Raw genomic sequence first — 23,024 nt, forward strand, 5'->3', positions numbered from 1 at the left:
ACATCAACGGTGGAACGGTTGCATAGGAAATAAGGGCAAACCGACAGAACCACCTTCCACCTACAATAAACAAACCTTCAAAGAACTGAGGTTAAGAGAAGGCAAAGATTTGGTTAAAAACGCTACTAAAAGTTAGAAATCAGAGATATTTCAAGAGGGATCAGTGTCCCCTCTAAGACCACCTTGCTAACCACCTTACCAATGAGGAGTAACAGTGATGCAGCAATTGACGGCAAAAACTTATCAGTGGCAGGGACTGACCTGTCATTATTGGCTTACTGGGGCAGGTGGGAAAACCCCGCTTCTTTTCATTCATCCTGTAGGCGTTGGTTTGTCGGGTTTATTTTGGGATCGCTGTGTTGACCATTGGCAGAGGTTGGCGCAAAGCTACTTGTTCTATATCCCAGACTTGTTGGGATGTGGCCAGAGCAGCTTGCCCCACTTAGCTTATTATCCCGAAGATTGGGCAGCACAGTTACAGTTTCTCATCGAATCTGAAATAGCTCAAGGGGTGGTACTAGTGGTACAGGGGGCTGTGTTGCCAGTGGCTTTGGAATTAGTGCGCCTTGCTCCGCAAAAGGTAAAAGCGCTAATTCTCAGTGGTCCACCTACAGGAAGCTTGATTTCGCAGAATACCGGTGCCCTTTGGCAACGGCTGCGTTGGCGTCTTTTTGATTCGCCCTTGGGATGGGCATTCTATCAATACGCGCGCCAAGAGAGGTTTCTGCGGCGATTTTCTGTCAAGCAACTCTTTGCAAAACCGCAAGCGGTGGATCGGCAATGGTTGGAAATGCTCACTCAAGGCGCTGCCAATTTAGAGACTCGCCATGCTGTGTATTCCTTCCTTGCAGGTTTTTGGCGACGGGATTACCGCCCCATCCTCCAAACTGTTGCTCAGCCGGTGCTGGTGGTAATGGGCGATCAAGCCTCTAGTATCAGTCGCCAAGGAACAGCTGAGTCTCCCCAAGAGCGACTGGCCTTTTACACGGAACTCTTGCCCAATGCAGCGGGGGTGATTATTCCAGGGCGCAATGTCCTCCCCTACGAATCTACGGCTGCGTTTGTTGATGTCTGTCAGCAATTTTTAATAGCGCACAGTCTTTAAAGCCAACCCCGTAACTTGTAAATAAGGAGCCCTTGATATTCCCGCAGAACATCCGTTGTAAGTTTGATATTAGATGCAGTGGGAATGAGGCTTAAAAGTACATTTTGCCAAGTGAAAGAGCGGGCAACTGAGGGCCAGCGATAGTCAGTGGGCACAGGAATGACCTTTAGTCCCAAGTGTCGAAAAATGGCAACAGCCCGTGGCATGTGGTAGGCGGAAGTTACTAGGAGGAGGTCTCCTTGAATCTGATGGGCTTCAATCAGTGCTTTGACGTTGCGCGCGTTTTCATAGGTATTCAAGGAGGTTGTGTCTAACAAAATGTTCTCTTTGGGAATGCCACAGACTTGGGCAATCTCCGCCATATCTGCTGCTTCTGAGCGCTGGAATATTTCCCCTAGCCAAGGAATGCGGCCGCCACTGAGGATTAGATAGGGAGCATAGCCCTGCTGAAAGAGGTGGATACCGTAGAGAAGGCGATCGCCCCCTTCTGTGACCTCTACCCAAGGACGGGGTTTCTGTTGCGGTACAATGACACCGCCTAACACCACAATCGCTGTCCCGTGGGGGATGGGCTTTGGCGGCAAATATTGCTCTTCCAAAGAGCGCAGGAGCGCTACAGTAACATAGTCATTGCCACTGAGAAGCAGTAAAGTCAGGGCAGTAACTAAGGCGATTGCCGCCTGTTTAGGCGCTCGCCAGAAACGGAAAAGGGCAAACAGAAGTGCCCAGCACGCTAAGGAAAGGGGATAAAACAGGGGGGGGAAAAGTTTGGCGAGGAGCAAATCCATTAACGCCGCCGCTCCATTTGAATGCGATAGCGATCCTTTTTGGTTTTTTGAATCTCTTGAACTAAGAGTCGCCCCCTCCCCCGAATAGCCACTAGATCATTGACCTTAAGAAGATGACGCGGTTGTTGCACAATTTGCCAATTGACCCGCACCAGTCCCTGGCTAATCCACTCGCTCATTTTGCTGCGGGAGACACCAAAGCCAGCAGAGGCAACGGCATCTAGGCGCAGTGATGCTTCCACCGTGCTGAAGGACTTTACTTGAGGCGGAGCAACGGCCAGCTCTGACCAGGGGCAGGATGCAACGGTGATGGGTACGGTTCGCACTTGCTTTAACCCCTCTTGTAAGGTAGGGACTTTCTCGGGAATGAGAATTACCTGTGCTCCCCGCTCCCCAAGGAGAATGACATCCCCATAGTCGCCCTCCTCGAGGCCAGCGGTGGCGATCGCTTGCTCAAAATCGCTGTAGGTGGCGGGATCAAAAAGAAAGTTGCCTGTGATTCGCACCAAGGCAAGGGGGGGGCGCTGCTCCTCAAGATTGAGTTCCCGGGGGGCGATCGCCAGTCGGCCGCGTTCTGCCTGAGGGTAGCCACCCCAGGCTAGACCCTGGACATCTACCCGCTGCTCAAGGGTGCTGAGTGCCTGCACCAGGCGATCTGGAGACAAAAAGGGTGTATGCACCACTGACCAAGTTTTAACGGCTCTATCAAGGGCTGTCCCTAAATCAAACATTTAGGCCTCAAGAAATTCCGGCAGTTCCAGCCACTGAGCTAAGTAGGCTCTCACCTGTTGGCAAAATTGGGGGCGATCGCCAAATTTCTCGGTGCGGATTGTTTTGCGCTGGGCATCCAATGTCCAGCCATAGTCACTACTAAGACGGATTTTGCCCTGCCAGTCGGCAATTGAAAGCATTAGCTGTGGAGCAGGGCTATTGTCCACCCCCTTGACACGAAAGACATAGTTAAAGGTGTTTTGCTTGGCGGCGGCAACAGTGGAGGCTTGACCAAACCGCTCCTTTAAGCGCGATCGCACCCGCTCTACCAATGCCGCATCTCCCAAATCTTCTAGGGTGCGCATGGCCAATGTAAGGGCAAAATAAAACTCCTCAACAGGAATAAACTCCAGTTCCATGCAGCTTGCCAAGACTCTCTCTAAAATAGTACACTAGTAAGCTGTGTCTAAAACAGGGCAAAGCCATGCCAAAGCTAAAAACACGTCGTGCCGCTGCCAAACGATTTCGGAAGACAGGCAGTGGTAAGTTTATCCGCCGTAAGGCCAACAAAAACCACTTACTCGAACACAAGGGGAGCGATCGCAAGAATCGTCTATCTCACAAAACTCTCGTCGATCCACGGGATTTTGAACGAGTATCACTGATGCTGCCCTACGCTTAAATTTTTAGTTTTTGATCAAGGTAAGTTGAACTATGGCAAGGGTTAAACGGGGTAACGTTGCCCGTAAACGGCGTAAAAAAATTCTCAAACTGGCCAAAGGCTATCGTGCGGCGCACTCCAAGCTCTTCCGCACCGCCAATCAAGTAGTCATGAAGGCACTGTGCAATGCCTATCGCGACCGGCGGCGACGCAAACGGGACTTTCGGCGGCTCTGGATTGCACGGATTAACGCCGCTGCGCGTCAACATGGTATGAGCTATAGTCAACTCATGGGCGCCCTGAAAAAAGCTGAGATTCAACTAAATCGCAAAATGCTGGCTCAATTGGCTGTGCTCGATGCTGACGCCTTTGCCACTGTCATTCAAACTGCCCGTGCTGTTTAGAACCCGTTCTAGGCATGATCGCCACCTTCCAATCCCCCGGTGCTACCCTTGAGCTAGGGTTTATTACCCTGCGATGGTACGGGCTACTCATTGCCGCAGCTGTTTTGATTGGCATTTGGCTCAGTCAACGCTTGGCACGCCGGCGGCAAATCAATCCTGATCTGATTGCCGATCTCTCGATTTGGCTAGTTGTTACGGCCATTCCCGCTGCGCGGCTCTATTACGTCGCCTTTCATTGGGGCTTTTACCAAAACCACCTAGATCAAGTGGTTCAAATTTGGAAAGGGGGCATTGCTATTCACGGAGCCATTCTGGGCGGTCTGCTTGCCATGGCAATCTTTACCTATGTGCAGCGGCTATCCTTTTGGCAAGTGGCGGATGTTGTTGCCCCTTCCTTGATTTTGGGACAGGCTATTGGTCGCTGGGGCAATTTCTTTAACTCTGAAGCCTTTGGTGCTCCTACTGATCTACCGTGGAAGCTCTATATCCCCCCGTCTCAACGTCCCCCAGGGCTAATCAACGAAGCCTACTACCACCCCACGTTTCTCTATGAATCCCTCTGGAATCTAGGGGTTTTTGTGCTCCTGCTGTGGCTCTTTCGTCACCCCCGCTATCAAAAGCCAGGAACGCTCCTGCTGGTCTATGCCATTGCCTACAGCCTCGGTCGCCTTTGGATTGAAGGCCTGCGCATGGATAGCCTGATGTTGGGGTCTTTGCGAATTGCCCAAGTGGTGAGTTTGCTGTCAATTGTACTGGGGGTTTGGGGACTCTTCCGCCTGTATTACCAAGGAAAGCCTCTGCCCGATTGGCAAACGGCTTAGGCAACAATTTCATCGGCAAAGCTCTGCCAGCGAACAAAGTAAAAGGGACCCGCCACAGATCCCCAAACATGTTCATCAGTCTCTAGATCCCGTCCGCGATCGTGGCTAATGAAGCGATCGCCATCAATTTCAAACGTACTATCGAGATAGGTTTCTCGTCCTTTGCGGACTACTTTACAGGCTTTACCCGGCTCTACTTCACCCCGAAAGCTGTGACCTGTCCAGTAAGTGAGCATGTTACAGCCACAAAGGAGTTCAAGATCATCAGCCGTCATGGCTTGAAGCCGCTGGCGATCGCGAGCCGCGCCAAAGAAGCGTTGTTCATCCTTGAGGACGTAGTTTTTAATCACAATGTGATCAGTGGCGGGCACCAGTTCCAAAACCCGTGTGCGGTAAGGAACCCCGAGGAGATAGTCATAGGCCTGTTCCACATAAAGGGCAATACCCTCCAAAAGACCAGTGGGAAGGGGACGCATACACACTCGAATATGGGCGTAAAAGGGAGGATTCTCAAAGGCTTGAGCTTGGTTACTAAAATCCGCTGCCATCCAACGGCCAAGGGTCACCACATCAGTTGCGTGCGTCATGACTCCACAGTTGCCTTAAAACAGTCCTTTTTTCAGACTAATGGATGAGTGTACCCAAAGCACTAAGTCATCTGTAATAGGGCTTGAACAAGTCCCTCAAGCGTATATTCTGTAGCTTCAACGTCCACCCGTCCCAAGAGTTGGCGGCAAGTTTGCGAGGTTTGCGGCCCAATACTGACAATCTGAACGTTGCGCAGCAGCTCGGCTGCCTTGGCACCGACCAATTGGCAAAAATGTTGCACTGTTTTGGAACTGGTAAACGTCACCATATCCACTTGGCCGGCTTGCAGCGCTGCCAACACTTCAGCATCAACCCCTTGGGGACAGCGAGAATTGTAGGCGGGTACTTCAACAACCTCCGCCGCTGCGGCTGTGAATGCCTCCACCAGGACTGCTCGGCCTCCCGTTTCGACCCGTGGAAAGAGAAAACGCAAGCCAGCAATAGGTTGAGGAAATTCCGCCACAAGAGCATCCGCCACAAATTCACTGGGCATAAAGTCGGCCATTAATCCATAGCTGCTGAGGGTTTGGGCAGTTTTTGAACCCACCACAGCAATTTTGAGGCCTGCAAGGGCGCGACTGTCCTTGCCGTGGTGTTGCAATCGCTCCATAAAAAAGGTGACAGCATTGTGGGAGGTGAGCACCAGCCAGTCAAAGGTATCCAGTTGCGCCAAGGCCTGATCTAGAGGCTGCCAGGAACTGGGAGGGACGATCTCCAGTGTGGGCATTTCTAAAACGCTGGCACCGGCGGCCTTAAGTTGCTCGCAAAAGGAACTGGCTTGGCTGGCCGCGCGGGTGACGAGAATGGTTTTGCCGTGGAGCCGAGACATAGACACTGGAACAGTGCTCAAAACGTCAGGGAGTGCCCAGGGGAGGCTAGCCAAAGGATAACGTTTTTGGGCGATCGCGCCAATCACAACAACAGCGGGTGCCATGTCTGGAAAGTGGGGCGTATTTAGATACCCCTCTAAAGTGCCCAACCAAAACTGTTGCTGCGGTTGCCCTACCCATTGTAGAATCGCCAATCCCTCAGTGGGCGATCGCCCCTGCTTTAACAATTGCTCAACAATAGAGCGCAGGGAACGGGTAGCCATCAAAAAAATCAGCGTCTCCATTTGGGCGATCGCAGACCAGGGCAGGGTTTCTGGCGCATGACCCGACAGAATCGCCACCGACTGACTCACATCCTTTGCCGTTACGCACAGACCCGCGAGTAAAGGCGCTGCCAGCGCCGAGGACACCCCCGGAATCACCACCGCCTCAAGGTCTGCCTTCAGCACAGCCTCAAGTTCTTGGTGTAAGCGGCCAAATAGCCCCGGATCACCACTTTTGAGACGAATTACCCGCCGATACTGCCGGCCGTAGTTCACTAAAAGCTGGTTAATTTCTGCTTGGGATAATGCCTCAGCCCTTGCCCGTTTTCCCACCGCCACCCGCAAGCACTCACGGGGTGTGAGTTCTAGCAGACTAGGGGAGATCAGGGCGTCGTAGAGAACGACCTCCGCCTGCTGGAGGCACGTCCATGCTTCGAGGGTAAGATGGCGAGTGGAACCCAGCCCCGCACCTACAAAATAGACAGTCAACGATTAGCCTTGGACACGTTGCAAGAAAAGCATTGGGTTCACTGCACCCCGACCTGGGAGATGCACTTCAAAGTGGACGTGGGGACCGGTGCTGCGGCCAGTACTTCCCATTTCAGCAATCTGCTGACCCTGCTCAACGTACTGCCCTACCCGCACCAAATTCCGTTGGTTGTGAGCATAAAGGGTAAGCGCCCCATCGGCATGACGAATTTCCACAAGATTGCCATATCCGCCGTCGTTCCATTGGGAGTAGGTGACAACCCCAGCAGCAGCAGCATAAATGGGGGTGCCTACAGGAGCAGCAATATCAATGCCTCGGTGCATCCGTCCCCAACGGGGGCCAAAGCCAGAGGTCAAAACTCCACGAGCCGGCCAGATAAAGTTTGTCGTCAGGCTGGGGAGGAAGCGATCCGAGTTGGGTAGGGGGGGCAGGTCGAGATTCCTGGGTAAGGGTGGAGCCACAATTGAACGTGCCACCTGAACAGGTACAGGAGGAACAATGGGCTGAACGACAGGAGGTGTTGGTGCAGTTACCGTTGTTGTTTGCAGGTGACTGACCACCGTTGGCTGAGGCAGCGCAGAGCGGGCAGGGGCTTGTGGGGTCGCAACGGGGGAAGGGGTGGTGCGACGCTGCTGCTCAGAGACACGACCAAAAGACAGCGGTGTTACAGTTGCAGTTGATCCAGAGGGGGATACTCCTTGGGAGTTAACAAAAGCCACCCCCTGGAAGCGTTGAGGTGTGTCATCTTCGGCTAACTCGGGTTCCACTTCCGTTGTGGTTTGCTCCAAAGACCCGCCCATAGCTAAGGGGGGATGAATGGCTAAGGAGGCAACGACAGAGGTGGTCGCTCGAGTCACCAGATCTGCCAAGCTATGGGTACGACCGCGACGATCCACCACTTTGAAGGTGGGTTCAGAAGGCTGGCTGAGACGCTCAAAGGAAGCAAAGGCAGAGAGAGTCGGGGTAGGGGCTTTTAGGGTCAACGGTGCAAAACCCACCTCCACTGGGATCGTGCGTTGCCATGCCGCTTGGCTCACATCCAAGAGTGAGTTAGCTTTGTCACTGGATAAAAGATTTTCTAGCTCAGCAATCGAGTCTTGGGTTTCAGTGCCAAATAGGGAGGGAAGTGTTAGGGGATTCGTGCGAATGTTGTGTGAACCAGCTTCCCGACCGCCCGCAAGAGTTGTCAAATCAAGGGCTTGCGTCGGCTGAATTAGAGCAAAAGCGCTCAGTAAGGGCAGACAGGAACAAAGGGAGCGCAGCGAACGACCAAGCAGGAGAGCAGATGCAAGGGGTGCATCCGGAGAGGCGTTGGGGGTACGACTATCGTTGCTCAAGGTAATCCTCCTCGCACACGAAATTGACAGTGATTCGACAAAGCAGTGAATCGAGAACACACATCATGAGCAATTGTCCAGGGGAGCCAGAGGCCACTCGCCGCGTTTATGCCTAAAACTGTCCCAATCTGTGGTTTATGCAAAGGGTGTTTTGGCACCACGACGAAACTTCTAGGTGACTTTACCCAATCCACAGCCAAATGACAAGACACTTCCCTTCGTAACCCTGCTATCTCTGGGGAGCAAATTATTTGCTACAAGACAAAAATACGAATTTTCTACCTGCTAGCTAATAATCAAAAAACTTGAATTCATCACAATTTGGGCTTAATTGTCCTCAATGGAATAAAAATCGTTATTGCCAATAAATAAATAAGTAAAGTAAAGTTTTTGAATCAGTGCGTATAGTTTTTTTTAATAATGCGAGTCAGTTGACATCCCTTCCACCAGTGCTCACCGGACTTAAATTGTCCCACAGTAAATGTGCCAAATTGCGCCAAAAGTGTCACATATCAATCCCCTCTCTCAGAGGCGATCAGCGCCAGCTTGCTTGGTAAAATAAACGAGTTTGTAAAGATTTTTGGCGATCGCCATTCTGACGGAGCTTTGTCCCCATGACTTACCACAAGCTGTGGTTTCAACAAACAGCGAGCCACCTCAAAGTCTTGCGTCCTTTCCCCCCTTTTGAGGTTGTCCAAAAATTTATCCGTGAATATCTCCCCGACCTCATCAGCTACATGGATGGCCAAGGATTGGATCTCAAGGATCCCCAGCACTGGTGGGAAAGTATTCACATTGACGGCATTTTGGAATTAGAAAATAGCGAAGGGGAAACCCTGCGGGTTGCGGCTGGAATTATTGAGCAGTGGCACAATGCCAATGCCGCTTTCCGACTCGTTACCACTGCCGCAATGGCCAAACTGCGGCGAGAGTCCCTCAATGTGAGCCAGCATTGGCTCTTTTATGTTTCTAGTCGCAAGCCCTATCCAGAGTCGCTGTGGATTGATTTGCTCTATGAGCAAGCGGATATGCCCCCCACAGAAACGGGCTGCACCATCATTGAAGTGACGGAACCAGAGACCTAGACGGGAGATAGCCCACTGCCAGAATGTCTGCACCGACAGTTTGCCAACTCACCTCCTCTAGGCATAGAGCCTCATTCATCTGGGTTAAGCCTAGATCGGCGACTGGGGCGGGAGCATGGCAACCACCAATAATTTTTGGTGCAATAAACGCCCATACTTTTTGTACCATTCCTTCGGCGATCGCTGCTGCTGCCAAGGAACCGCCGCACTCCCAGAGCACAGTCAGCATTCCCCGTTGATAGAGCTGGTTCATCACCGTTGTCGGTGTTAACGGCTCCAAGTGTAGTACCTCCACCCCCTGGGCCTGTAGTTGGGGAATTAGAGGATGCTGGAGCGAAGCGGAAGTGACCACGAGTGTCGGCGCCGTCGTTGTTTGCCATAAAGAGGCATTCAACGGCAAATTCAGCGTCCGACTCATGACTACCCGCAGTGGATTACGCTCATGGCGTGAGGTCAACAGAGGATTATCCCGACGAACGGTATTGCCCCCCACAATGACAGCATCACATTCGGAGCGCAGTTGATGCACCATCGCTCGTGCGGCTTCGCCACTTATCCAGAGACTGTGACCCGCACTAGAGGCAATTTTGCCATCCAAGGTCATAGCGTATTTGAGAATGCCAAAGGGACGCCGGTAGCGCACCCGATGCACAAAGGCCTCGTTCAGGCGCTGACATTCCGCTTCCCTTACGCCCACGGTGACTTCTATGCCCGCTGAGCGCAGGCGTTCCACCCCCGCTCCCGCCACTTGGGGATTAGGATCAATCATGCCCACCACTACCCTAGGAATGCCCGCCGCAATAATTGCTTCGGTACAAGGAGGCGTACGGCCATAGTGGTTACAGGGTTCAAGATTGACGTAGAGGGTAGCTTGACTGAGGAGCGGGCGATCGCTCTCCCTAACACTGCGCAGGGCAAAGACTTCTGCATGGGGTTCTCCCGCTTTGGGATGAAACCCTTCACCAATTATCCGCCCCTCAGCCACAATCACGCACCCCACGAGGGGATTGGGAGCTGTGCAGCCCTTAGCGCGGGCAGCTAACTCAAGGCAGCGCCCCATATACTGGGCATCAATCGCAGCTATCTCCTCCACAATGGGGGCTGAGCGCATGAGGTACCACTAACGCTCGTGTTCAGTTTCCGAAGAATGCTTAGGCAGTTGCTCTGCCTCTGGGCACTCATCGGCAATGGGTAGTTCTGCACTGCCTCGGGGAACTGCCGCCAGCCGCCGCGAAATCGAGCCAATACTTTCGATGTTGACAATCTCCTCCCAAGCGCACACTTCGTCGTCTTCCTCCGTTTCGTAGCGGATGGTTACCACGTTTCCTTCAATATCGACAATGCGTGCCCGGTCAATCAGGCGCTGTTGATCCCGCAAGTAAATCCAGACTTCTTGGCCGTCGGTATAGAGTTGATAAAGCTTGCGGTGTAACATAGAACGGTCTCCTTCTCGGAATTGGGCGTAGCAACAGTTGATAAGCTGTGCTGCAACCTCTTGCCTGTCATCTTACTGCTAAAATTCACACATAGGCAGCGGTAATCGTGAGGCGTGAGCACTGAGGCTGTCCCTATCGTTGTAGCGATCGCGCAGCACAGGGGCAAGAGTGACTCTGACGGTCTGGAGCAGATCTCGTACAATCGAATAAGCGTAACAAAGGATAAATAATCCGTTACTATAACGCTATTCATTTATTCTAACCAGTGCGGAGTCGTTCAAACGGCATGGGCAAAATTGTTGGCATTGATCTGGGAACAACCAATTCCGTCATTGCTGTGTTGGAAGGGGGAAAACCCGTTGTGATTGCCAATGCAGAAGGCTCCCGCACCACCCCTTCTGTGGTGGCCTTTGGCAAAGATGGTGAACGCCTTGTGGGTCAGTTGGCGCGGCGGCAGGCGGTGCTCAATCCCCAAAACACTTTTTATGCCGTGAAGCGGTTTATTGGCCGCGAATATAGTGAACTTACGGCTGAGTCTAAACGGGTACCCTATACCATTCGCCGCGATGAGTCAGGTAAAGTGCGCATTAAGTGTCCACGGCTGCAACGGGAATTTGCCCCTGAAGAGATTTCAGCCATGGTGTTGCGCAAACTGGTGGAGGATGCCAGCCGCTACCTAGGGGAGCCTGTCACCGATGCGGTGATTACTGTACCCGCCTACTTTAATGATTCACAGCGGCAAGCTACCCGTGATGCTGGGCGTATTGCGGGTCTAAATGTGCGCCGTATTATTAACGAGCCGACGGCTGCCGCCCTTGCCTATGGTCTTGATCGCCAGAAGGAGCAGACAATTCTCGTCTTTGACCTTGGCGGTGGTACCTTTGATGTCTCGATTCTCGATGTTGGCGATGGCGTGTTTGAGGTGAAGGCCACCAGTGGCGATACCCAATTGGGGGGCAATGACTTTGATAAGTTAATTGTGGATTGGTTGGCAGAGGACTTCTTGGCTAAAGAAGGAATTGATCTGCGGCGCGATCGCCAGTCGCTGCAACGGCTCACCGATGCCGCCGAAAAAGCGAAAATTGAACTTTCCGGGTTACTGGAAACCCATATTGATCTGCCCTTTGTCACCGCCACGGCGGATGGGCCAAAACACATTGAAACCACCCTCAGTCGCCGCCAATTTGAAGACCTCAGCCAAGACCTGCTACAGCGGCTGCGCTATCCGGTTGAACAGGCGCTGATGGATGCCCATTTAACCCCCAGTCAAATTGATGCCGTGGTGCTCGTAGGTGGTGCGACGCGGATGCCTATGGTGCAGGACTTGGTGCGGCAGATGATTGGCCGTGAGCCTAACCAAAACGTCAACCCCGATGAGGTGGTGGCCATCGGTGCCGCCATTCAAGCAGGCATTCTCGCCGGCGAGATGAAGGATATCTTACTGTTGGATGTGACGCCCCTCTCCTTGGGTGTGGAAACCGTTGGCGGCGTGACGAAGGTACTGATTCCCCGTAATACGACGATTCCAGTGCGTCGCTCCGATATTTTTTCAACTTCAGAAAATAACCAAAGCCAAGTGGAAATCCACGTGGTTCAAGGGGAGCGGGAACTGGCGGAACACAACAAGTCCTTGGGGCGCTTTAAGTTAACGGGAATTCCCCCAGCGCCGCGAGGGGTGCCGCAAATTCAAGTGTCCTTTGACTTGGATGCCAATGGTCTGCTCCAAGTGGTGGCTTTGGATCGCTTTAGTGGCCGCGAGCAAAGTGTCGTCATTCAGGGGGCATCAACGCTGAGCGAAGAGGAAATTCAGCAGATGCTCTTGGATGCCGAATCCAATGCTGCAGGCGATCGCCAGCGGCGGGCACGCATTGAAAAGCGCAACCGCGCTCAAGATTTAATCAACCGCGCCGAACGGCAACTGCGGGAGGCAGCTCAGGAATTTGGCTATCAATTTGCCGCCGATCAACGTCGTGGCATTGAGGCCTTAGTGCGGCAATTGCAGGAGGCCATTCGCAATGAAGACGATCGCCAGATTGACCTCACCTATGCTGCCCTTGAAGAGCGGCTCTACGACTTTGTCCGTCAACTGCGCCTGAGCGAAGAGGAAGCAGAAGATAATGAGGATTTCTTTAAGCTTCCCAACCTCAGGGAAGCGGTAAACAAAGGTCTTGATGCAGTGCGGGGTCGAGAGCGGCGGCGCGACGATTATGAAGATGAGTGGGATCAGCCCCTCCACCCACGGCGTTCCCGCAGCTACTCCCAGCGCAGTGATTCGGCGGCATGGGAGGATTGGGATGACGACGACTGGTAGAGCTTCTTTACAGTGTTTGCCGCAAATGGGAGTGTAGATAGGACTGTCGATGCGTAATTTTCGAGATTACTACCAGCTTTTGGGCGTGGATCGAGGAGCCAGCACGGAGGAGATTAAACGCGCCTATCGGCGACTGGCGCGGCGGTATCATCCCGATATGAATCCGGGCGATCGCGCTGCTGAAGAGAAGTTCAAAGATATTAGTGAAGCCTACCAAGTCCTGAGTGATCCGGCTCGCCGTGAGCAGTACGATCGCTACGGTGAATATTGGTCACAACCCGGTTTTCGCAGTCGTCCTTCTCAGCGGACCAGTGTGGCTCGCCGTAATGGCACCAGTCTCCGGGATGAACCCGATCTCAGCGAGGATAACTTTCAAGAGTTTTTGGATCAACTCTTGGGTCGGCGCTCCCCCCGCACTTCTACAGTTTCAGCGGATCCTCCCCGTCGCCCGCCTACGATAGAGACAGACGAGTTTCGCCCTGGCACGGTCAAAAGCGTTTATACCGCTGTGAGTCGCCGCGACGCTGAAGCCACCCTAGAAATCCCTCTCGAAAAGGCCTATGAAGGAGGACGGGAGCGAATTCGCCTTGGGGATGGACGCTCCTTGGAAGTAACCCTACCGCCGGGGATGGTTACCGGTCAGCGGATTCGGCTGCGGGGTCAAGGTACGGCTGGGGGTGATCTCTATCTGAAAATTCAAGTGACTCCCCATCCCCTCTTTCGTCTTGAGAACTACGACATTGTCTGTGAACTCCCTGTGACCCCCAGTGAGGCTGCCCTCGGTGGGCAAATTGAAGCCCCTACCCTCGATGGTTGGGTAAAAATGGTGGTTCCAGCAGGGGTGCGCACAGGTCAACGTTTGCGACTGGCGGGCAAAGGCTATCCTCGTCCCGATGGCGATCGCGGAGATCAACTGGTGGAAATTGTGATTACGCTGCCCCCCCACCTGAGCGATGCTGAGCGGGAGCTGTATCGGCAGCTTCAAGCCATTGAATCCTACACTCCCCGTGCTCATTTGGCCTATTCCTGACCACACGATGATGAATGCCTTGGACTTTGCCGACCCAGAAGCGCAGCCCATCCTGACAGAGATTCAGACCTACCTCAACAGCTTTGTGAGCCCCATTGCCAACCGCATTGATCAGCAAAAGACCCTTTTATCCGAGAGTCTGCAAACTTTAGGCAACTTGGGCATTTTTCGCCTAGGTGTACCTAAGGCCCAGGGAGGATTGGGGTGCGATCGCCGTACCCTATGGCATTTAAGCTTGCAACTGGCGCAGACCTCCGGCGCCCTTGCCTTTTTAGTAGCACAACATCAGTCCGCCCTAGGCATCCTTCTCGAGCACACCGAAGGGAACGTTGCTCAAACCTACTTGGCGGACTTAGTGAAGGGGCAAGTGTTGATTGGGGTTAGCTTTTCCCACTTACGCCATAACCCAGTGGATTTGCAAGCTCAACCCACTAGTAAGGGCTATCGCCTACAGGGGATGTTGCCTTGGCTCAGTGGCTTTCAGCACATGACAATGTTTGTTGCCGCAGCTCCCCTGCCGGATCAGCGCATTCTCTTTGCCCTCATGCCCTTCATCAATGCCCAACAGGCCAGTGGCGGAATTTTACACCTCTCTCTACCCTTGCCCCTGGCAGCTGTACCCTCAACCCAAACAGTGCAAGCAGAAGTGGTCAACTGGTTAGTCCCTCCGGAAGATGTGGTGGGTATCAGTGGGGCAGATTGGATAGCCCTTCGCGATCGCCAGCAATTATTGCGGAGCAGTGCTGCCCCCATGGGTTGTGCCCGTGCGAGTTTACAAATCCTAGCCGAGCGGGCCGACGCCAAAAACCTCTATCACCACTTTCGCGATCGCTGGCACCGTCTCTACGACCAAATTCAAGGGGAATTAGAGAACCTCAATCCCCCCTACCACGCGCAACTGCGCGCCGCCGCCATTCACCTTGCTATTCAAACGTCTCAAGCTGCCCTAATTGCCAGCGGCGGCAGTGCCCTAGTGCTCAGCCACACCGTTCAGCGTCTTTATCGGGAAGCAATGCTCTACACCGTCTCTGGCCTAAATGCCCCCCTGCGCCATGCTTTGATGGAGGGTTTGCTGCTTGAAGGACATCGGCATTGAGCAAGAGAACTGCCTGCCCCTTGAATGGCTAGCGCGCCCTGCCCCAGTGGTGGCTCAAGAATTATTGGGGTGTCTTCTCGTACGGCAACAGCCCAATGGTCAACTTTACCGAGGTCGGATCGTCGAAACTGAAGCCTACATGGCCGGTGACCCCGCCTGCCATGGCTACCGTCGCCAAACAATTCGCAATGCCCCCATGTTTGCAGCACCGGGGACGATTTATGTCTATCAAATCTATGGCATTTACCACTGCTTGAATATCGCCAGCGATCGCCCTAATTTTGCCAGTGCCGTTCTCATTCGTGCCCTAGAGATGCTTAGTCCCTCATTGCCCCCCCGCAGTGCTGCTGGCCCCGGGAAACTCTGCCAAGTCTTGGGGATTGATCGCCGGCTTTCCGGCTTAATGCTAGGGAAAGAGAGCGGTCTCTGGCTGGCAAAGCCGCCCCGCCCCCTGACAGAGCCGGTGGTACAAACCACGCGCATTGGTATTTCCCAAGGGCAAGAGATTCCTTGGCGATGGTATGTGCAGGGCAACCCTGCCGTCTCCCGTTATTCGTAGCTGCCCGTTGTTACTTCTAGTAACTCCGCCGGTTGGTGGAGAAACTGGATGGCTTTTTCAAGGGCTTGTCGGCGATCGCTCACCACGTGGTCAGCGGGCACTCGATCCAAAATACGGAAGCGTTGTAGTCGCTGTTGCACCTTATTTACTGAGCCATTCACAAGAAAAATGACTAAATGGTGCTTTTGTGCTTCCTGGATTAAGGACTCAATAGCCAACGTCGCTGTTACCCCCAACAAAGGCACACTGCTGACATCGAGGATCAGCACCTTGTAGTCCGACATGATGGCCTGCCGTTGAGAAATTGCCCAAGCGGAACCAAAGCTCATAGGACCACCGAGGTGCAGCAGCAACAGTTGCCCCTTGGCCTGCCGAAAGAGCTCTTTTTCCTCTGGGGTGAGCGGCGTTTGATCATCAGCGTGCGTAATGGCCTTGACATCCTCCGATTGCAGATCTGCCAAGCGTTTGATGGTTAACATATTGGCAATAAAGACGCCGACCCCCACCGCCACAATGAGATCCACAAACACAGTGAGCAGCATTACCCCATACATGATGCAGGCAGCTCGCAAAGAGAGCACATGGGCGCGTTTGAGAAAATTCCAGTCAATAATGTCTATCCCCACCTTGATTAGAATTCCTGCCAGCACTGCCGTGGGAATTGGTTCCGTCAAAGGGGCAGCCCACAGCACCACCATCAACAGAATAACCGCATGGATCATGCCGGATAAGCAGGTACGCCCCCCCGCTTGGATATTCACCACCGTACCCATCGTTGCACCCGCACCGGGTAGCCCGCCAAAGAGACCCGATAGCAAGTTCCCAATACCTTGACCAATTAGTTCCTTATCCGAATCATGTTGAGTGCGGGTGATACTGTCGGCAATAACTGAAGTCAACAGGGAATCAATACAGCCGAGCATTCCCAACATTGCCCCATCCACAATCATTGTTTTTAGAGCCGGCAGCGTAAAGGTGGGGGGCACAAACTCTGGCAGTCCCGTGGGAATCGTGCCAATGCGGGTCAAACCGGCATCCGCAAAAAACACCATTGATAGAATAGTGCCCAAAACCAAGGCTAAGAGTTGTGGCGGTACAATCCGCCGAATTTTCTGGGGAGTGAAGTAGATTAGACCAAGCGTGAATAGCCCCAAGCTAAGGGCAGCGAAGTTCAGTGTTTGCACCCACTCTGGCAAGTTTTGCACTGTCCCCAGCACACCCCCCTTACTGCTATGACCCAACAGCGGGCCAATTTGCAACAGGATCATGATCAGGCCAATTCCTGACATGAAGCCGGAAATGACGGTGTAGGGCATGAGGGTAATGTACTTGCCCAACCGCAACAGGCCAAACAGGATCTGAAAACAGCCCGCTAGCATCACCACCGTAAAGGCCATGTATAGCCCTTGATCGGGATATTCACTGGTGAGGCGGGTGATCACTGCTGTCATCACGACCGTCATCGGCCCTGTGGGATTAGAAATGAGCGTTGGCGTGCCCCCAAACAGGGCGGCAAAAAAGCCCAGCAAGACCACGCAGTACAGTCCCGCTGTTGCACCCGCACCAGAAGTGACCCCAAAGGCTAAAGCCATTGGCAAGGCAACAATGGCGGCAGTTAGCCCACCAAAGAGATCGCCCCGCCAATACTTAAAGTGAACTCGATTCGCTAAATTTGTTAGCATTCCTACCCCTTTTGGCAAATCTAGAGAAATTTTCATAGCTAAGCCGTTATTCAGAGGAACCGCCAGCCCTAAGGGGGCATCCATGATTTATAGCTATGAAAAAGAAGTGTTTAATTGAAATAATTCTATGCTTTTGCGGGGACAATCTGTCTAGTCAAACGTTAAAAATCTTCTTATCTGTCCTATAGGCAAAAGGTGGAGAATCGGGGAAGAGCTAGACCTGTTTCTTGTAAAACTTTGTTACACTCAGGGATTGAAAGATGCAACTTATGAGGAATGACACTCCTATGAGTCAATCGCCGCTGGATGCCTTTTTCCTTGGTCGAGCCACAGCAACCCTCCTACGGGATCAGGCGCAGCATCTATTTGTGGAATTCCTGAGTCAGCTGGGGCGATTTGATGCCGAACAACAGCAGCGGCTCCATCAGTTCATGGAAGAGGTACAAGCTCGTGCCCGTCAAGAGGCAGAAACAGTGGTACCTCGACGGGAGCAGGGGGTGGATTGGCAAGCGCTGATTGATGATTTGCGTGCTGAAATTGCCGCTCTGCGCACGGAACTGCAACGCTACCGCAATCGTGAAAGTTAGCACCGGGGAATAACGATATACCCTGTCTTTAGGTAGGCGTCGGTTGGGGCTGGCTCTGGTGAAAAGGAGTCACTGCCCAGCACCCAGTGGCGATCGCGCCCCCAGTACCACCAATAGGCTGCCGTATAGGCACAGAGAACTGCATCCAGTTGATCCTCTAGGGCTTTGAGTTCTCGGCCGGTGGTGGGGATTTCAGTGGGTAGTTGCAGGGCTAAACGCGGCTCACGGTGGGGAAGATGGGTAGCCATTAACTCCCTCAGCCGCGCTAACCCTTTGGCTCGCTCTACAAGGCGGCCTTTTTTGTATTTGATGATTCGATCCAGTTGGAAGAGGGCGATCGCCGTCGCATGAGGAAAGACTTCAATTTGGAAGCGCCCTAGTTCTTGAGGAGTGAGGGTAGGGGCATGGCGAAACCCCCGTTGACTCAAGGCTTCACTAAAACCCGTCGTGTGGCTTGCAAAGGGGGATTGCTGATTTGCCGGATAACAGCCGGCGTGATAACGGCCAAGGACTTGATGGGACTGGCGATCGCAGGTACGCATTCCCCTTGGATTGGGAATCATTAGGGGGGCATCCACCGCCACCATTGCCACTTGCGCAGAGGGTGCATCGCGATCAATCCATGCCAGAAGTTCATCCGTATCACGGGAGCGATCGAGAGCGACCACCCCTAAATCTTGTCCCTGCCACTGCAAACAGCAGTACCCTGAGGCTCCTCCCTTCCACGCTAAATCAACGCCGAGAAACCGCATTGACTGCCATCAACTGGTCTTGCGGTGGATGATCTTGAATCAGTAAAGCTGCAGCCACAACCCCCACTGGCGGTACCAACACTAACCCCAGCAAGGGGATCAACAGCCCCAAAAACTGCGCCAAACCAAGGCCATAGATTTGTGGCCTATAGGCACGGGTTAAGAGTCTACGCTCCCTGAAAGAGGTACTGTGTTTCTCAAGGAGGTAATCAAAACTTCCTCGCCCCAAGAAATAGCTGCTGGCGATCGCCATCACAACGGGTTGCAGGGGACCTGTAAGAAACGAGAGCAGTAGGAAGAGCACTTGCAAAACTGCATCTCGCAGTGCAAACCATCCACCCATAATAGCGTTTAAGAGATCACGCCGCCACCCCACTTCAATGGTTTGTCCTACCGTAATTTTTTCAACCCGATTGAGCAACGCCCCCAGAAAAGGAATCACCACAAGGGGAATCAGCGTTTGGTAGCTAATCAAGGCCAAAAAGATGGCAATCAGGGTTGCCAACACATCAATGAACCCTTGGTAGAGCCACCGCCATTCCCCAGCAACAGACCAATGATCACCAACGACCTGAACAGCCCAGAAAGCAGTAATGAGGAGTATAATCCCTAGCACCAGACTCAAAAAGGCCGGTAGCAGCAGATAGCCCCAAAGGTGATAGCGGGCAATAAAGAAAAGGCCACGACCAAAGGCCAAGAAACCCGCTTGAAATAGTTGCCCTGCTAACCAAAGCTGCTTAATCACTAAAGTATTGTTTTTAAAAGTCCCTAGGAGAATCCTAGCCTATCCCCGACGGGGTGGCGTACCCTCATCATCCGGGGGAGGCGCATCAGCAACAAAATCGGGCGTATTGGCCTGTTCAGCACGAGAAATAGGGGTTGCCGTTGGTCGCCATAGCCAACTTGTCAACAGGCCAAGGGTGAGAAGTCCCACCAGCAGGGAGATCAATAGATCCGTCATTGTTGTTTGCCTCATTGAATTCATCCAGAATTGGAGCAGTCTCTTTTGAGTGCTAGCTCCCCTGACGCAGGGTGGTTTTTATAAGTTCCAGTACAGTTCTTTGCGCAGGAATAAAACCAAAACCCATTAAAACAGGTAAATTCACTCTCTGTAGAAAGGGAGTTTAAGCTATCTTTGAAGTAACCGTCTTGGGTGATAAGAGCAATGCCCCTGTCTCCCTTTTGGATTTGGTTAATTGTTGGCGTCATTCTTTTTGTAATGGAGCTTATCCTGCCAACAGCCTTTATGGAAGCGACGGCTGGACTCAGTGCCTTGATCGTGGCTTTTCTCTCCCCTCTGATTCCTAGCTTTTCAGCGCAAATTGTCCTTTGGATAGGGTTATCAGTAGCAGTGGTCTTCCTCTTGCGGCGGTACCAGCCCAAACGAGTCCCACCAGTTCTGAGGGAAACGGCCGAGGGAGAAACACTCACGAAAATTCCCGCCGGCGAAACTGGACGAGTGCTTTATGAGGGGATTTCCTGGCAAGCACGCTGTCACGACCCCCGTTTGGCTATTCCAGAGCATCAGCGCGTAATTATCGTTGGTCGTCAGGGCACAACGCTGATTGTGATGCCCGAGGATGTTATTCAGTACTAGGCACCAATCGTCGTTTTTTGCGGTAAGTGGTCGCCAGATCAATGGGAAAACCGGCAGGAGGAACCACTTGCTCAAGGCGTTCTTTCTCAAGCCGTTTTAATTCCGTGTAATCCACCCAGTGGATACAATCAACGGGACAGGTATCAATGGCTTCTTGAATTAGTTCAATCGGATCGCCATCTTGGCGCATCACCCGCGATCGCCCGTAGCTCGGCTCTATGTAAAATGTATTTCGCGCTACATGGGCACAGTGCTTGCAGCCAATACAGGTAATTTCATCTACATAGACACCGTGTTGGCGATGAGTTCCCCCCAGTTCCGGTTCATAGCCACTGCGAGGTGCACTTTGGCGCAGTTGACCGCCAAGTTCTGGTTCTAAACCAAGGGGCTGACCCATGGGTCTATCCATTCTCTCAAGCGGCTAGGAACGCCAGCGTTGCAGCACCAGCTTGACACTGCCATCGGCCTGCTGCTCTGTGGTCTGGACTTGAAAGCCCTGTTCCGTGGCAGATTGCAGCACTGCATGGTAGGCATAGCGCTGAGTAACTTTATTCAAAAAGCAATCCACTGACCACGCCTGTTGCCAAAACTCGAGATCGGCCACTAGTTCATACTCAGTGCCATTCCAGCGAAAGCCAATGTCGTAGCCATTTTGTTGAGGAATAACGACTTGAGCCGTTTGGGTTTGACCGCGAAACCCACGCACTTCTTGGCAACCAGAGTGCCATGGTAACCCCAAGTCTGTCAGGGCAGCTTCTAGGGCGGGTAAACTCCGAATTTGGGTTTTGATTTGGCTGAAGTGTGACATGGATCAACAATCCTCAACGACTACCACTGGGAGGGGACAGATTGAACAACCAATTGATTTTCTTCCTCTTGGGAAGCGTAGTATTCTGCAGTGGGCTGTTGGCTAATGACACACCCCAGTTGTGCTTCAATGGCAGCAGTCACCTCAGCACAAGATCTCCCAGCAATGCCTGTCACTGTTTCAATGACGCGGCCATCGGGATAAATCACAAATTCAAGGGTTTCTAGCATTGGCACAACCTACTCACTCGCAGTTATTACAAACCGCTCACGAGGATAAAATTCAAGTCTTAACCTATGGAACTCATTGTGACGAAGGCTAACCAAAGGAGTCAAGGTCTTTAATAAACTTTACACTCCACAGCAGTTTCCCCCGCAAGCTGGGAAAACTCAAGGAGCAGTTATCTATAGAGTCAAGTCTGCATCAAGAATTGATAAGAGATATTTACATTGCTTGACTGAACCAAACAGTGGCCTTAGGGCGATCGCTATTGGCCACTCTCAATCCTTCTAGAAAAGACTGTTTGACATCCTCCCCAGCCTGCAGGCCGGCATCTTGCGCACAAGTGGATGCAAAAACTCTAAACTGCTGCCTATTTGGCAATCACTTTGACTGAGCGTGGAGCATCGACATCCACAACTGCAAAAAGAGTTTCCGCCCAAAAAATGACAGGGGCGCAAAGCAATGTTTCTGAAATATTTCTAAGTGGGTAGGCGCTTACAAAGAGCATTTGAGCGACGGAAGTAATGGCAATATCGTTAATCAAGGGAGTGTTTGCTAAGTTTAAGGTTACCGATACATTGATTGTGATTATGGATAGCAATGGTAAGATCACAGGTGTCGGTTTCCCTGCAACGCCTGACGACCTATTTTTTCGCGCTCTCGGTCTTGACCTCTATGCAAGAACGGCGTAGTTCTCCTGCACCTGAACTATCTTTGCAAAATACGCCCTTTTTTCGCGATTTACCGCAGGCAGTGGTGGAAAAGGCACTTGCCCATGTGGTGACGCGGCAACATCCTGCCAACCAAGTGATCTTGCTGGAAAATGACTGGGGAACATCGGTTTACTTCATCCTTAGTGGCTGGGTCAAAATTCGCACCTACAACATAGATGGCAAAGAAGTCACCTTGAATATTCTTGGCCCAGGAGAACTGTTTGGGGAAATGGCGCCCTTGGAGGAAGTGCCCCGTTCAACGGATGTAATTACCCTAACGCCAACGGTGGTGGCCAATATGCCTGCAGCGGATTTTGTCAATCTGGTCAATACCGAACCCCAAGCTGGCATACGCCTTGCTAAGTTGATGGCTCGGCGGCTACGACAACTAAATCGGCGGCTGCGGTTACGGGAATCCGATAGTACGTCACGGGTGGCGGATATTCTGCTGTTTTTAGCGGATGGTCAGGGGCGACAGGGAGCCGATGGTCTAGAAATTCCCAATCTACCCCACCGTGAATTAAGTAGTCTCAGTGGCATGGCGCGGGAAACGGTGACACGGGTTTTGGGGAAACTGGAGCGCAAGGGCATTATTCGCCGCAATCAAGAGAGCCTGTGCATCACGAATCTACGCGCCTTGGAAAGTTTGTTGCTTTAGCCCCAACAGCAATGATGCTCCGTCTAGAGAAGAAGGTAAGTAGTGCCCAATACTCCAGCCAATAAATACCCCTAAAATCGCCATTGGAATCAGCACTAGCATAATCTGCCAGTTCTGGTAGCCGGCGGCTTTCATTTCAATACGCACAAGGGTTTCGGTGCTAATAAGAATGGCAATCACACTAAAGATCTGAAAGGCAATAATCGCAAGGGTAACGGCGGTACTCAGCACTAAGACGGTAAAAAGACTAGGGGTACCCATCCGCAGAATTAAGGTGGTGAAAATACCCTTGGGATTATTCTGTTTGGAGCGCAACAGACTAGAGGTACCACCTACGATAAATACTGTCAGAATAGCTGCAAAAAAACAGGCATAGGCTGACCACATCCAAGGATAGGCGGACAGATACCATCCTACGAGTACGTAGCCCAACACCACAAGGAAGAGTAAGGCTAGGGGAAACTTGGTATCGTTTGGCGATGAAGTCATC

At 52.4% G+C, this 23,024-nt stretch carries 28 protein-coding genes and 1 pseudogene; 12 read left to right on the forward strand and 17 right to left on the reverse strand.

Annotated features, from left to right (window positions below):
* Window positions 1–217 precede the first annotated feature (217 nt).
* Entirely contained in the window at window positions 218–1,105 is an 888-nt protein-coding gene (locus tag P3X23_RS00820; RefSeq protein ID WP_300872235.1) for an alpha/beta hydrolase, read from the forward strand.
* On the opposite strand, the gene P3X23_RS00825 is transcribed toward P3X23_RS00820, so the two are convergent.
* Genes P3X23_RS00825 through P3X23_RS00835 form a run of 3 tightly spaced genes read right to left on the reverse strand, consistent with a single transcriptional unit; the run spans window position 1,102 to window position 3,023 of the window.
* Window positions 1,102–1,893 carry a YdcF family protein gene (locus P3X23_RS00825; RefSeq protein WP_300872167.1) on the reverse strand — a complete coding sequence of 264 codons (792 nt, stop codon included), beginning with the start codon at window positions 1,891–1,893 and terminating at the stop codon, window positions 1,102–1,104. The genes P3X23_RS00820 and P3X23_RS00825 overlap by 4 nt on opposite strands.
* Window positions 1,893–2,624 carry a photosystem II S4 domain protein gene (locus P3X23_RS00830; protein ID WP_300872170.1) on the reverse strand — a complete coding sequence of 244 codons (732 nt, stop codon included), beginning with the start codon at window positions 2,622–2,624 and terminating at the stop codon, window positions 1,893–1,895. The genes P3X23_RS00825 and P3X23_RS00830 overlap by 1 nt, the downstream gene beginning before the upstream one ends.
* Entirely contained in the window at window positions 2,625–3,023 is a 399-nt protein-coding gene (locus tag P3X23_RS00835) for a hypothetical protein (RefSeq protein WP_367186459.1), read from the reverse strand.
* Window positions 3,024–3,088: 65 nt separating this feature from the next.
* On the opposite strand from P3X23_RS00835, the gene rpmI reads away from it, so the two are divergent.
* The 3 genes from rpmI to lgt are packed head-to-tail and all read left to right on the forward strand — an operon-like array spanning window position 3,089 to window position 4,490.
* Window positions 3,089–3,286: a 50S ribosomal protein L35 gene (rpmI, locus tag P3X23_RS00840; protein ID WP_300872175.1), complete on the forward strand. Its 198-nt coding sequence runs from the start codon at window positions 3,089–3,091 to the stop codon at window positions 3,284–3,286.
* Between the two features lie 32 nt (window positions 3,287–3,318).
* Window positions 3,319–3,669 (forward strand): 50S ribosomal protein L20, encoded by a 351-nt coding sequence (gene rplT, locus P3X23_RS00845; RefSeq protein ID WP_300872177.1) that lies wholly within the window; start codon window positions 3,319–3,321, stop codon window positions 3,667–3,669.
* 14 nt (window positions 3,670–3,683) lie between these two features.
* Window positions 3,684–4,490, forward strand: a complete 807-nt coding sequence (gene lgt / locus P3X23_RS00850) for a prolipoprotein diacylglyceryl transferase (protein WP_300872180.1) — start codon at window positions 3,684–3,686, stop codon at window positions 4,488–4,490.
* Here the strand turns inward: lgt and P3X23_RS00855 are convergent.
* The 3 genes and pseudogenes from P3X23_RS00855 to P3X23_RS11870 all read right to left on the reverse strand — a co-directional run.
* Window positions 4,487–5,077, reverse strand: coding sequence for a chromophore lyase CpcT/CpeT (locus tag P3X23_RS00855; protein WP_300872182.1), 591 nt, complete (start codon window positions 5,075–5,077; stop codon window positions 4,487–4,489). The genes lgt and P3X23_RS00855 overlap by 4 nt on opposite strands.
* A gap of 62 nt (window positions 5,078–5,139) precedes the next feature.
* Complete coding sequence (gene cobA, locus P3X23_RS00860; protein WP_300872184.1) at window positions 5,140–6,660, reverse strand: uroporphyrinogen-III C-methyltransferase; 1,521 nt, start codon at window positions 6,658–6,660, stop codon at window positions 5,140–5,142.
* 3 nt (window positions 6,661–6,663) lie between these two features.
* A pseudogene (locus P3X23_RS11870) lies at window positions 6,664–7,050 on the reverse strand (M23 family metallopeptidase); the annotation flags it as partial.
* A gap of 1,562 nt (window positions 7,051–8,612) precedes the next feature.
* Between P3X23_RS11870 and P3X23_RS00870 the strand changes: the two are divergent.
* Window positions 8,613–9,083, forward strand: coding sequence for a hypothetical protein (locus P3X23_RS00870; protein ID WP_300872190.1), 471 nt, complete (start codon window positions 8,613–8,615; stop codon window positions 9,081–9,083).
* Here P3X23_RS00870 and ribD read toward each other — a convergent pair.
* Both ribD and P3X23_RS00880 read right to left on the reverse strand, forming a co-directional pair.
* Window positions 9,055–10,194 (reverse strand): bifunctional diaminohydroxyphosphoribosylaminopyrimidine deaminase/5-amino-6-(5-phosphoribosylamino)uracil reductase RibD, encoded by a 1,140-nt coding sequence (gene ribD, locus P3X23_RS00875; protein WP_300872193.1) that lies wholly within the window; start codon window positions 10,192–10,194, stop codon window positions 9,055–9,057. The genes P3X23_RS00870 and ribD overlap by 29 nt on opposite strands.
* 9 nt (window positions 10,195–10,203) lie before the next feature.
* Entirely contained in the window at window positions 10,204–10,518 is a 315-nt protein-coding gene (locus P3X23_RS00880) for a DUF6679 family protein (RefSeq protein ID WP_298615754.1), read from the reverse strand.
* Between the two features lie 287 nt (window positions 10,519–10,805).
* On the opposite strand from P3X23_RS00880, the gene dnaK reads away from it, so the two are divergent.
* From dnaK to P3X23_RS00900, 4 genes are read left to right on the forward strand one after another with little or no spacing between them, the layout of a single operon-like run.
* On the forward strand, window positions 10,806–12,830 hold the full coding sequence (dnaK, locus tag P3X23_RS00885) for a molecular chaperone DnaK (protein ID WP_300872196.1): 2,025 nt from the start codon (window positions 10,806–10,808) through the stop codon (window positions 12,828–12,830).
* A 49-nt stretch (window positions 12,831–12,879) separates the two neighbouring features.
* Window positions 12,880–13,860, forward strand: a complete 981-nt coding sequence (locus P3X23_RS00890; RefSeq protein ID WP_300872199.1) for a J domain-containing protein — start codon at window positions 12,880–12,882, stop codon at window positions 13,858–13,860.
* Window positions 13,820–14,956, forward strand: a complete 1,137-nt coding sequence (locus P3X23_RS00895) for an acyl-CoA dehydrogenase family protein (RefSeq protein WP_300872201.1) — start codon at window positions 13,820–13,822, stop codon at window positions 14,954–14,956. Before P3X23_RS00890 ends, P3X23_RS00895 begins: the two co-directional genes overlap by 41 nt.
* Window positions 14,946–15,515 carry a DNA-3-methyladenine glycosylase gene (locus P3X23_RS00900; protein ID WP_300872237.1) on the forward strand — a complete coding sequence of 190 codons (570 nt, stop codon included), beginning with the start codon at window positions 14,946–14,948 and terminating at the stop codon, window positions 15,513–15,515. Before P3X23_RS00895 ends, P3X23_RS00900 begins: the two co-directional genes overlap by 11 nt.
* Here the strand turns inward: P3X23_RS00900 and P3X23_RS00905 are convergent.
* A complete protein-coding gene (locus P3X23_RS00905) occupies window positions 15,506–17,197 on the reverse strand; it encodes a SulP family inorganic anion transporter (RefSeq protein WP_300872239.1) in 1,692 nt (563 codons plus the stop codon). The two genes, P3X23_RS00900 and P3X23_RS00905, sit on opposite strands and share 10 nt — an antisense overlap.
* Window positions 17,198–17,484: 287 nt before the next feature.
* Between P3X23_RS00905 and P3X23_RS00910 the strand changes: the two genes are divergently transcribed.
* Window positions 17,485–17,784 carry a DUF6825 family protein gene (locus P3X23_RS00910; RefSeq protein WP_300872203.1) on the forward strand — a complete coding sequence of 100 codons (300 nt, stop codon included), beginning with the start codon at window positions 17,485–17,487 and terminating at the stop codon, window positions 17,782–17,784.
* Here the strand turns inward: P3X23_RS00910 and P3X23_RS00915 are convergent.
* The 3 genes from P3X23_RS00915 to P3X23_RS00925 are packed head-to-tail and all read right to left on the reverse strand — an operon-like array spanning window position 17,781 to window position 19,497.
* Window positions 17,781–18,536: a DUF429 domain-containing protein gene (locus P3X23_RS00915; protein ID WP_300872206.1), complete on the reverse strand. Its 756-nt coding sequence runs from the start codon at window positions 18,534–18,536 to the stop codon at window positions 17,781–17,783. The genes P3X23_RS00910 and P3X23_RS00915 overlap by 4 nt on opposite strands.
* Complete coding sequence (locus tag P3X23_RS00920; protein ID WP_300872209.1) at window positions 18,517–19,281, reverse strand: EI24 domain-containing protein; 765 nt, start codon at window positions 19,279–19,281, stop codon at window positions 18,517–18,519. The genes P3X23_RS00915 and P3X23_RS00920 overlap by 20 nt, the downstream gene beginning before the upstream one ends.
* A 39-nt stretch (window positions 19,282–19,320) precedes the next feature.
* Window positions 19,321–19,497 (reverse strand): hypothetical protein, encoded by a 177-nt coding sequence (locus P3X23_RS00925; RefSeq protein ID WP_300872211.1) that lies wholly within the window; start codon window positions 19,495–19,497, stop codon window positions 19,321–19,323.
* A gap of 204 nt (window positions 19,498–19,701) precedes the next feature.
* Between P3X23_RS00925 and P3X23_RS00930 the strand changes: the two genes are divergently transcribed.
* Complete coding sequence (locus P3X23_RS00930; RefSeq protein WP_300872213.1) at window positions 19,702–20,133, forward strand: NfeD family protein; 432 nt, start codon at window positions 19,702–19,704, stop codon at window positions 20,131–20,133.
* Here P3X23_RS00930 and P3X23_RS00935 read toward each other — a convergent pair.
* The 4 genes from P3X23_RS00935 to P3X23_RS00950 form a co-directional block, all read right to left on the reverse strand.
* Complete coding sequence (locus tag P3X23_RS00935) at window positions 20,120–20,530, reverse strand: ferredoxin (RefSeq protein ID WP_300872215.1); 411 nt, start codon at window positions 20,528–20,530, stop codon at window positions 20,120–20,122. The two genes, P3X23_RS00930 and P3X23_RS00935, sit on opposite strands and share 14 nt — an antisense overlap.
* Before the next feature lie 24 nt (window positions 20,531–20,554).
* The gene (locus P3X23_RS00940) at window positions 20,555–20,941 is read right to left on the reverse strand and encodes a DUF1257 domain-containing protein (RefSeq protein ID WP_300872217.1); all 387 of its coding nucleotides are present in this window, start codon (window positions 20,939–20,941) and stop codon (window positions 20,555–20,557) included.
* 20 nt (window positions 20,942–20,961) lie between these two features.
* Window positions 20,962–21,171: a DUF2997 domain-containing protein gene (locus P3X23_RS00945; RefSeq protein ID WP_300872240.1), complete on the reverse strand. Its 210-nt coding sequence runs from the start codon at window positions 21,169–21,171 to the stop codon at window positions 20,962–20,964.
* A gap of 362 nt (window positions 21,172–21,533) precedes the next feature.
* On the reverse strand, window positions 21,534–21,707 hold the full coding sequence (locus tag P3X23_RS00950; RefSeq protein WP_300872220.1) for a hypothetical protein: 174 nt from the start codon (window positions 21,705–21,707) through the stop codon (window positions 21,534–21,536).
* A 131-nt stretch (window positions 21,708–21,838) separates the two neighbouring features.
* Here P3X23_RS00950 and P3X23_RS00955 point away from each other — a divergent pair, with 131 nt between their 5' ends.
* Window positions 21,839–22,534, forward strand: a complete 696-nt coding sequence (locus P3X23_RS00955) for a Crp/Fnr family transcriptional regulator (RefSeq protein ID WP_300872241.1) — start codon at window positions 21,839–21,841, stop codon at window positions 22,532–22,534.
* On the opposite strand, the gene P3X23_RS00960 is transcribed toward P3X23_RS00955, so the two are convergent.
* Window positions 22,505–23,023 carry a hypothetical protein gene (locus tag P3X23_RS00960; RefSeq protein WP_300872222.1) on the reverse strand — a complete coding sequence of 173 codons (519 nt, stop codon included), beginning with the start codon at window positions 23,021–23,023 and terminating at the stop codon, window positions 22,505–22,507. The genes P3X23_RS00955 and P3X23_RS00960 overlap by 30 nt on opposite strands.
* Window position 23,024: the final 1 nt, after the last annotated feature.

The organism is Thermosynechococcus sp. Uc, assembly GCF_029335995.1.
GTDB lineage: Bacteria > Cyanobacteriota > Cyanobacteriia > Thermosynechococcales > Thermosynechococcaceae > Thermosynechococcus.

Coding starts and splice junctions, on each gene's coding strand:
- P3X23_RS00820 (WP_300872235.1), top strand. CDS start 218: ATGCAGCAATTGACGGCAAAAACTTATCAGTGGCAGGGACTGACCTGT.
- P3X23_RS00825 (WP_300872167.1), bottom strand. CDS start 1,893: ATGGATTTGCTCCTCGCCAAACTTTTCCCCCCCCTGTTTTATCCCCTT.
- P3X23_RS00830 (WP_300872170.1), bottom strand. CDS start 2,624: ATGTTTGATTTAGGGACAGCCCTTGATAGAGCCGTTAAAACTTGGTCA.
- P3X23_RS00835 (WP_367186459.1), bottom strand. CDS start 3,023: ATGGAACTGGAGTTTATTCCTGTTGAGGAGTTTTATTTTGCCCTTACA.
- rpmI (WP_300872175.1), top strand. CDS start 3,089: ATGCCAAAGCTAAAAACACGTCGTGCCGCTGCCAAACGATTTCGGAAG.
- rplT (WP_300872177.1), top strand. CDS start 3,319: ATGGCAAGGGTTAAACGGGGTAACGTTGCCCGTAAACGGCGTAAAAAA.
- lgt (WP_300872180.1), top strand. CDS start 3,684: ATGATCGCCACCTTCCAATCCCCCGGTGCTACCCTTGAGCTAGGGTTT.
- P3X23_RS00855 (WP_300872182.1), bottom strand. CDS start 5,077: ATGACGCACGCAACTGATGTGGTGACCCTTGGCCGTTGGATGGCAGCG.
- P3X23_RS00870 (WP_300872190.1), top strand. CDS start 8,613: ATGACTTACCACAAGCTGTGGTTTCAACAAACAGCGAGCCACCTCAAA.
- ribD (WP_300872193.1), bottom strand. CDS start 10,194: ATGCGCTCAGCCCCCATTGTGGAGGAGATAGCTGCGATTGATGCCCAG.
- P3X23_RS00880 (WP_298615754.1), bottom strand. CDS start 10,518: ATGTTACACCGCAAGCTTTATCAACTCTATACCGACGGCCAAGAAGTC.
- dnaK (WP_300872196.1), top strand. CDS start 10,806: ATGGGCAAAATTGTTGGCATTGATCTGGGAACAACCAATTCCGTCATT.
- P3X23_RS00890 (WP_300872199.1), top strand. CDS start 12,880: ATGCGTAATTTTCGAGATTACTACCAGCTTTTGGGCGTGGATCGAGGA.
- P3X23_RS00905 (WP_300872239.1), bottom strand. CDS start 17,197: ATGCTAACAAATTTAGCGAATCGAGTTCACTTTAAGTATTGGCGGGGC.
- P3X23_RS00910 (WP_300872203.1), top strand. CDS start 17,485: ATGAGTCAATCGCCGCTGGATGCCTTTTTCCTTGGTCGAGCCACAGCA.
- P3X23_RS00915 (WP_300872206.1), bottom strand. CDS start 18,536: ATGCGGTTTCTCGGCGTTGATTTAGCGTGGAAGGGAGGAGCCTCAGGG.
- P3X23_RS00925 (WP_300872211.1), bottom strand. CDS start 19,497: ATGACGGATCTATTGATCTCCCTGCTGGTGGGACTTCTCACCCTTGGC.
- P3X23_RS00930 (WP_300872213.1), top strand. CDS start 19,702: ATGCCCCTGTCTCCCTTTTGGATTTGGTTAATTGTTGGCGTCATTCTT.
- P3X23_RS00935 (WP_300872215.1), bottom strand. CDS start 20,530: ATGGGTCAGCCCCTTGGTTTAGAACCAGAACTTGGCGGTCAACTGCGC.
- P3X23_RS00940 (WP_300872217.1), bottom strand. CDS start 20,941: ATGTCACACTTCAGCCAAATCAAAACCCAAATTCGGAGTTTACCCGCC.
- P3X23_RS00945 (WP_300872240.1), bottom strand. CDS start 21,171: ATGCTAGAAACCCTTGAATTTGTGATTTATCCCGATGGCCGCGTCATT.
- P3X23_RS00955 (WP_300872241.1), top strand. CDS start 21,839: ATGCAAGAACGGCGTAGTTCTCCTGCACCTGAACTATCTTTGCAAAAT.
- P3X23_RS00960 (WP_300872222.1), bottom strand. CDS start 23,023: ATGACTTCATCGCCAAACGATACCAAGTTTCCCCTAGCCTTACTCTTC.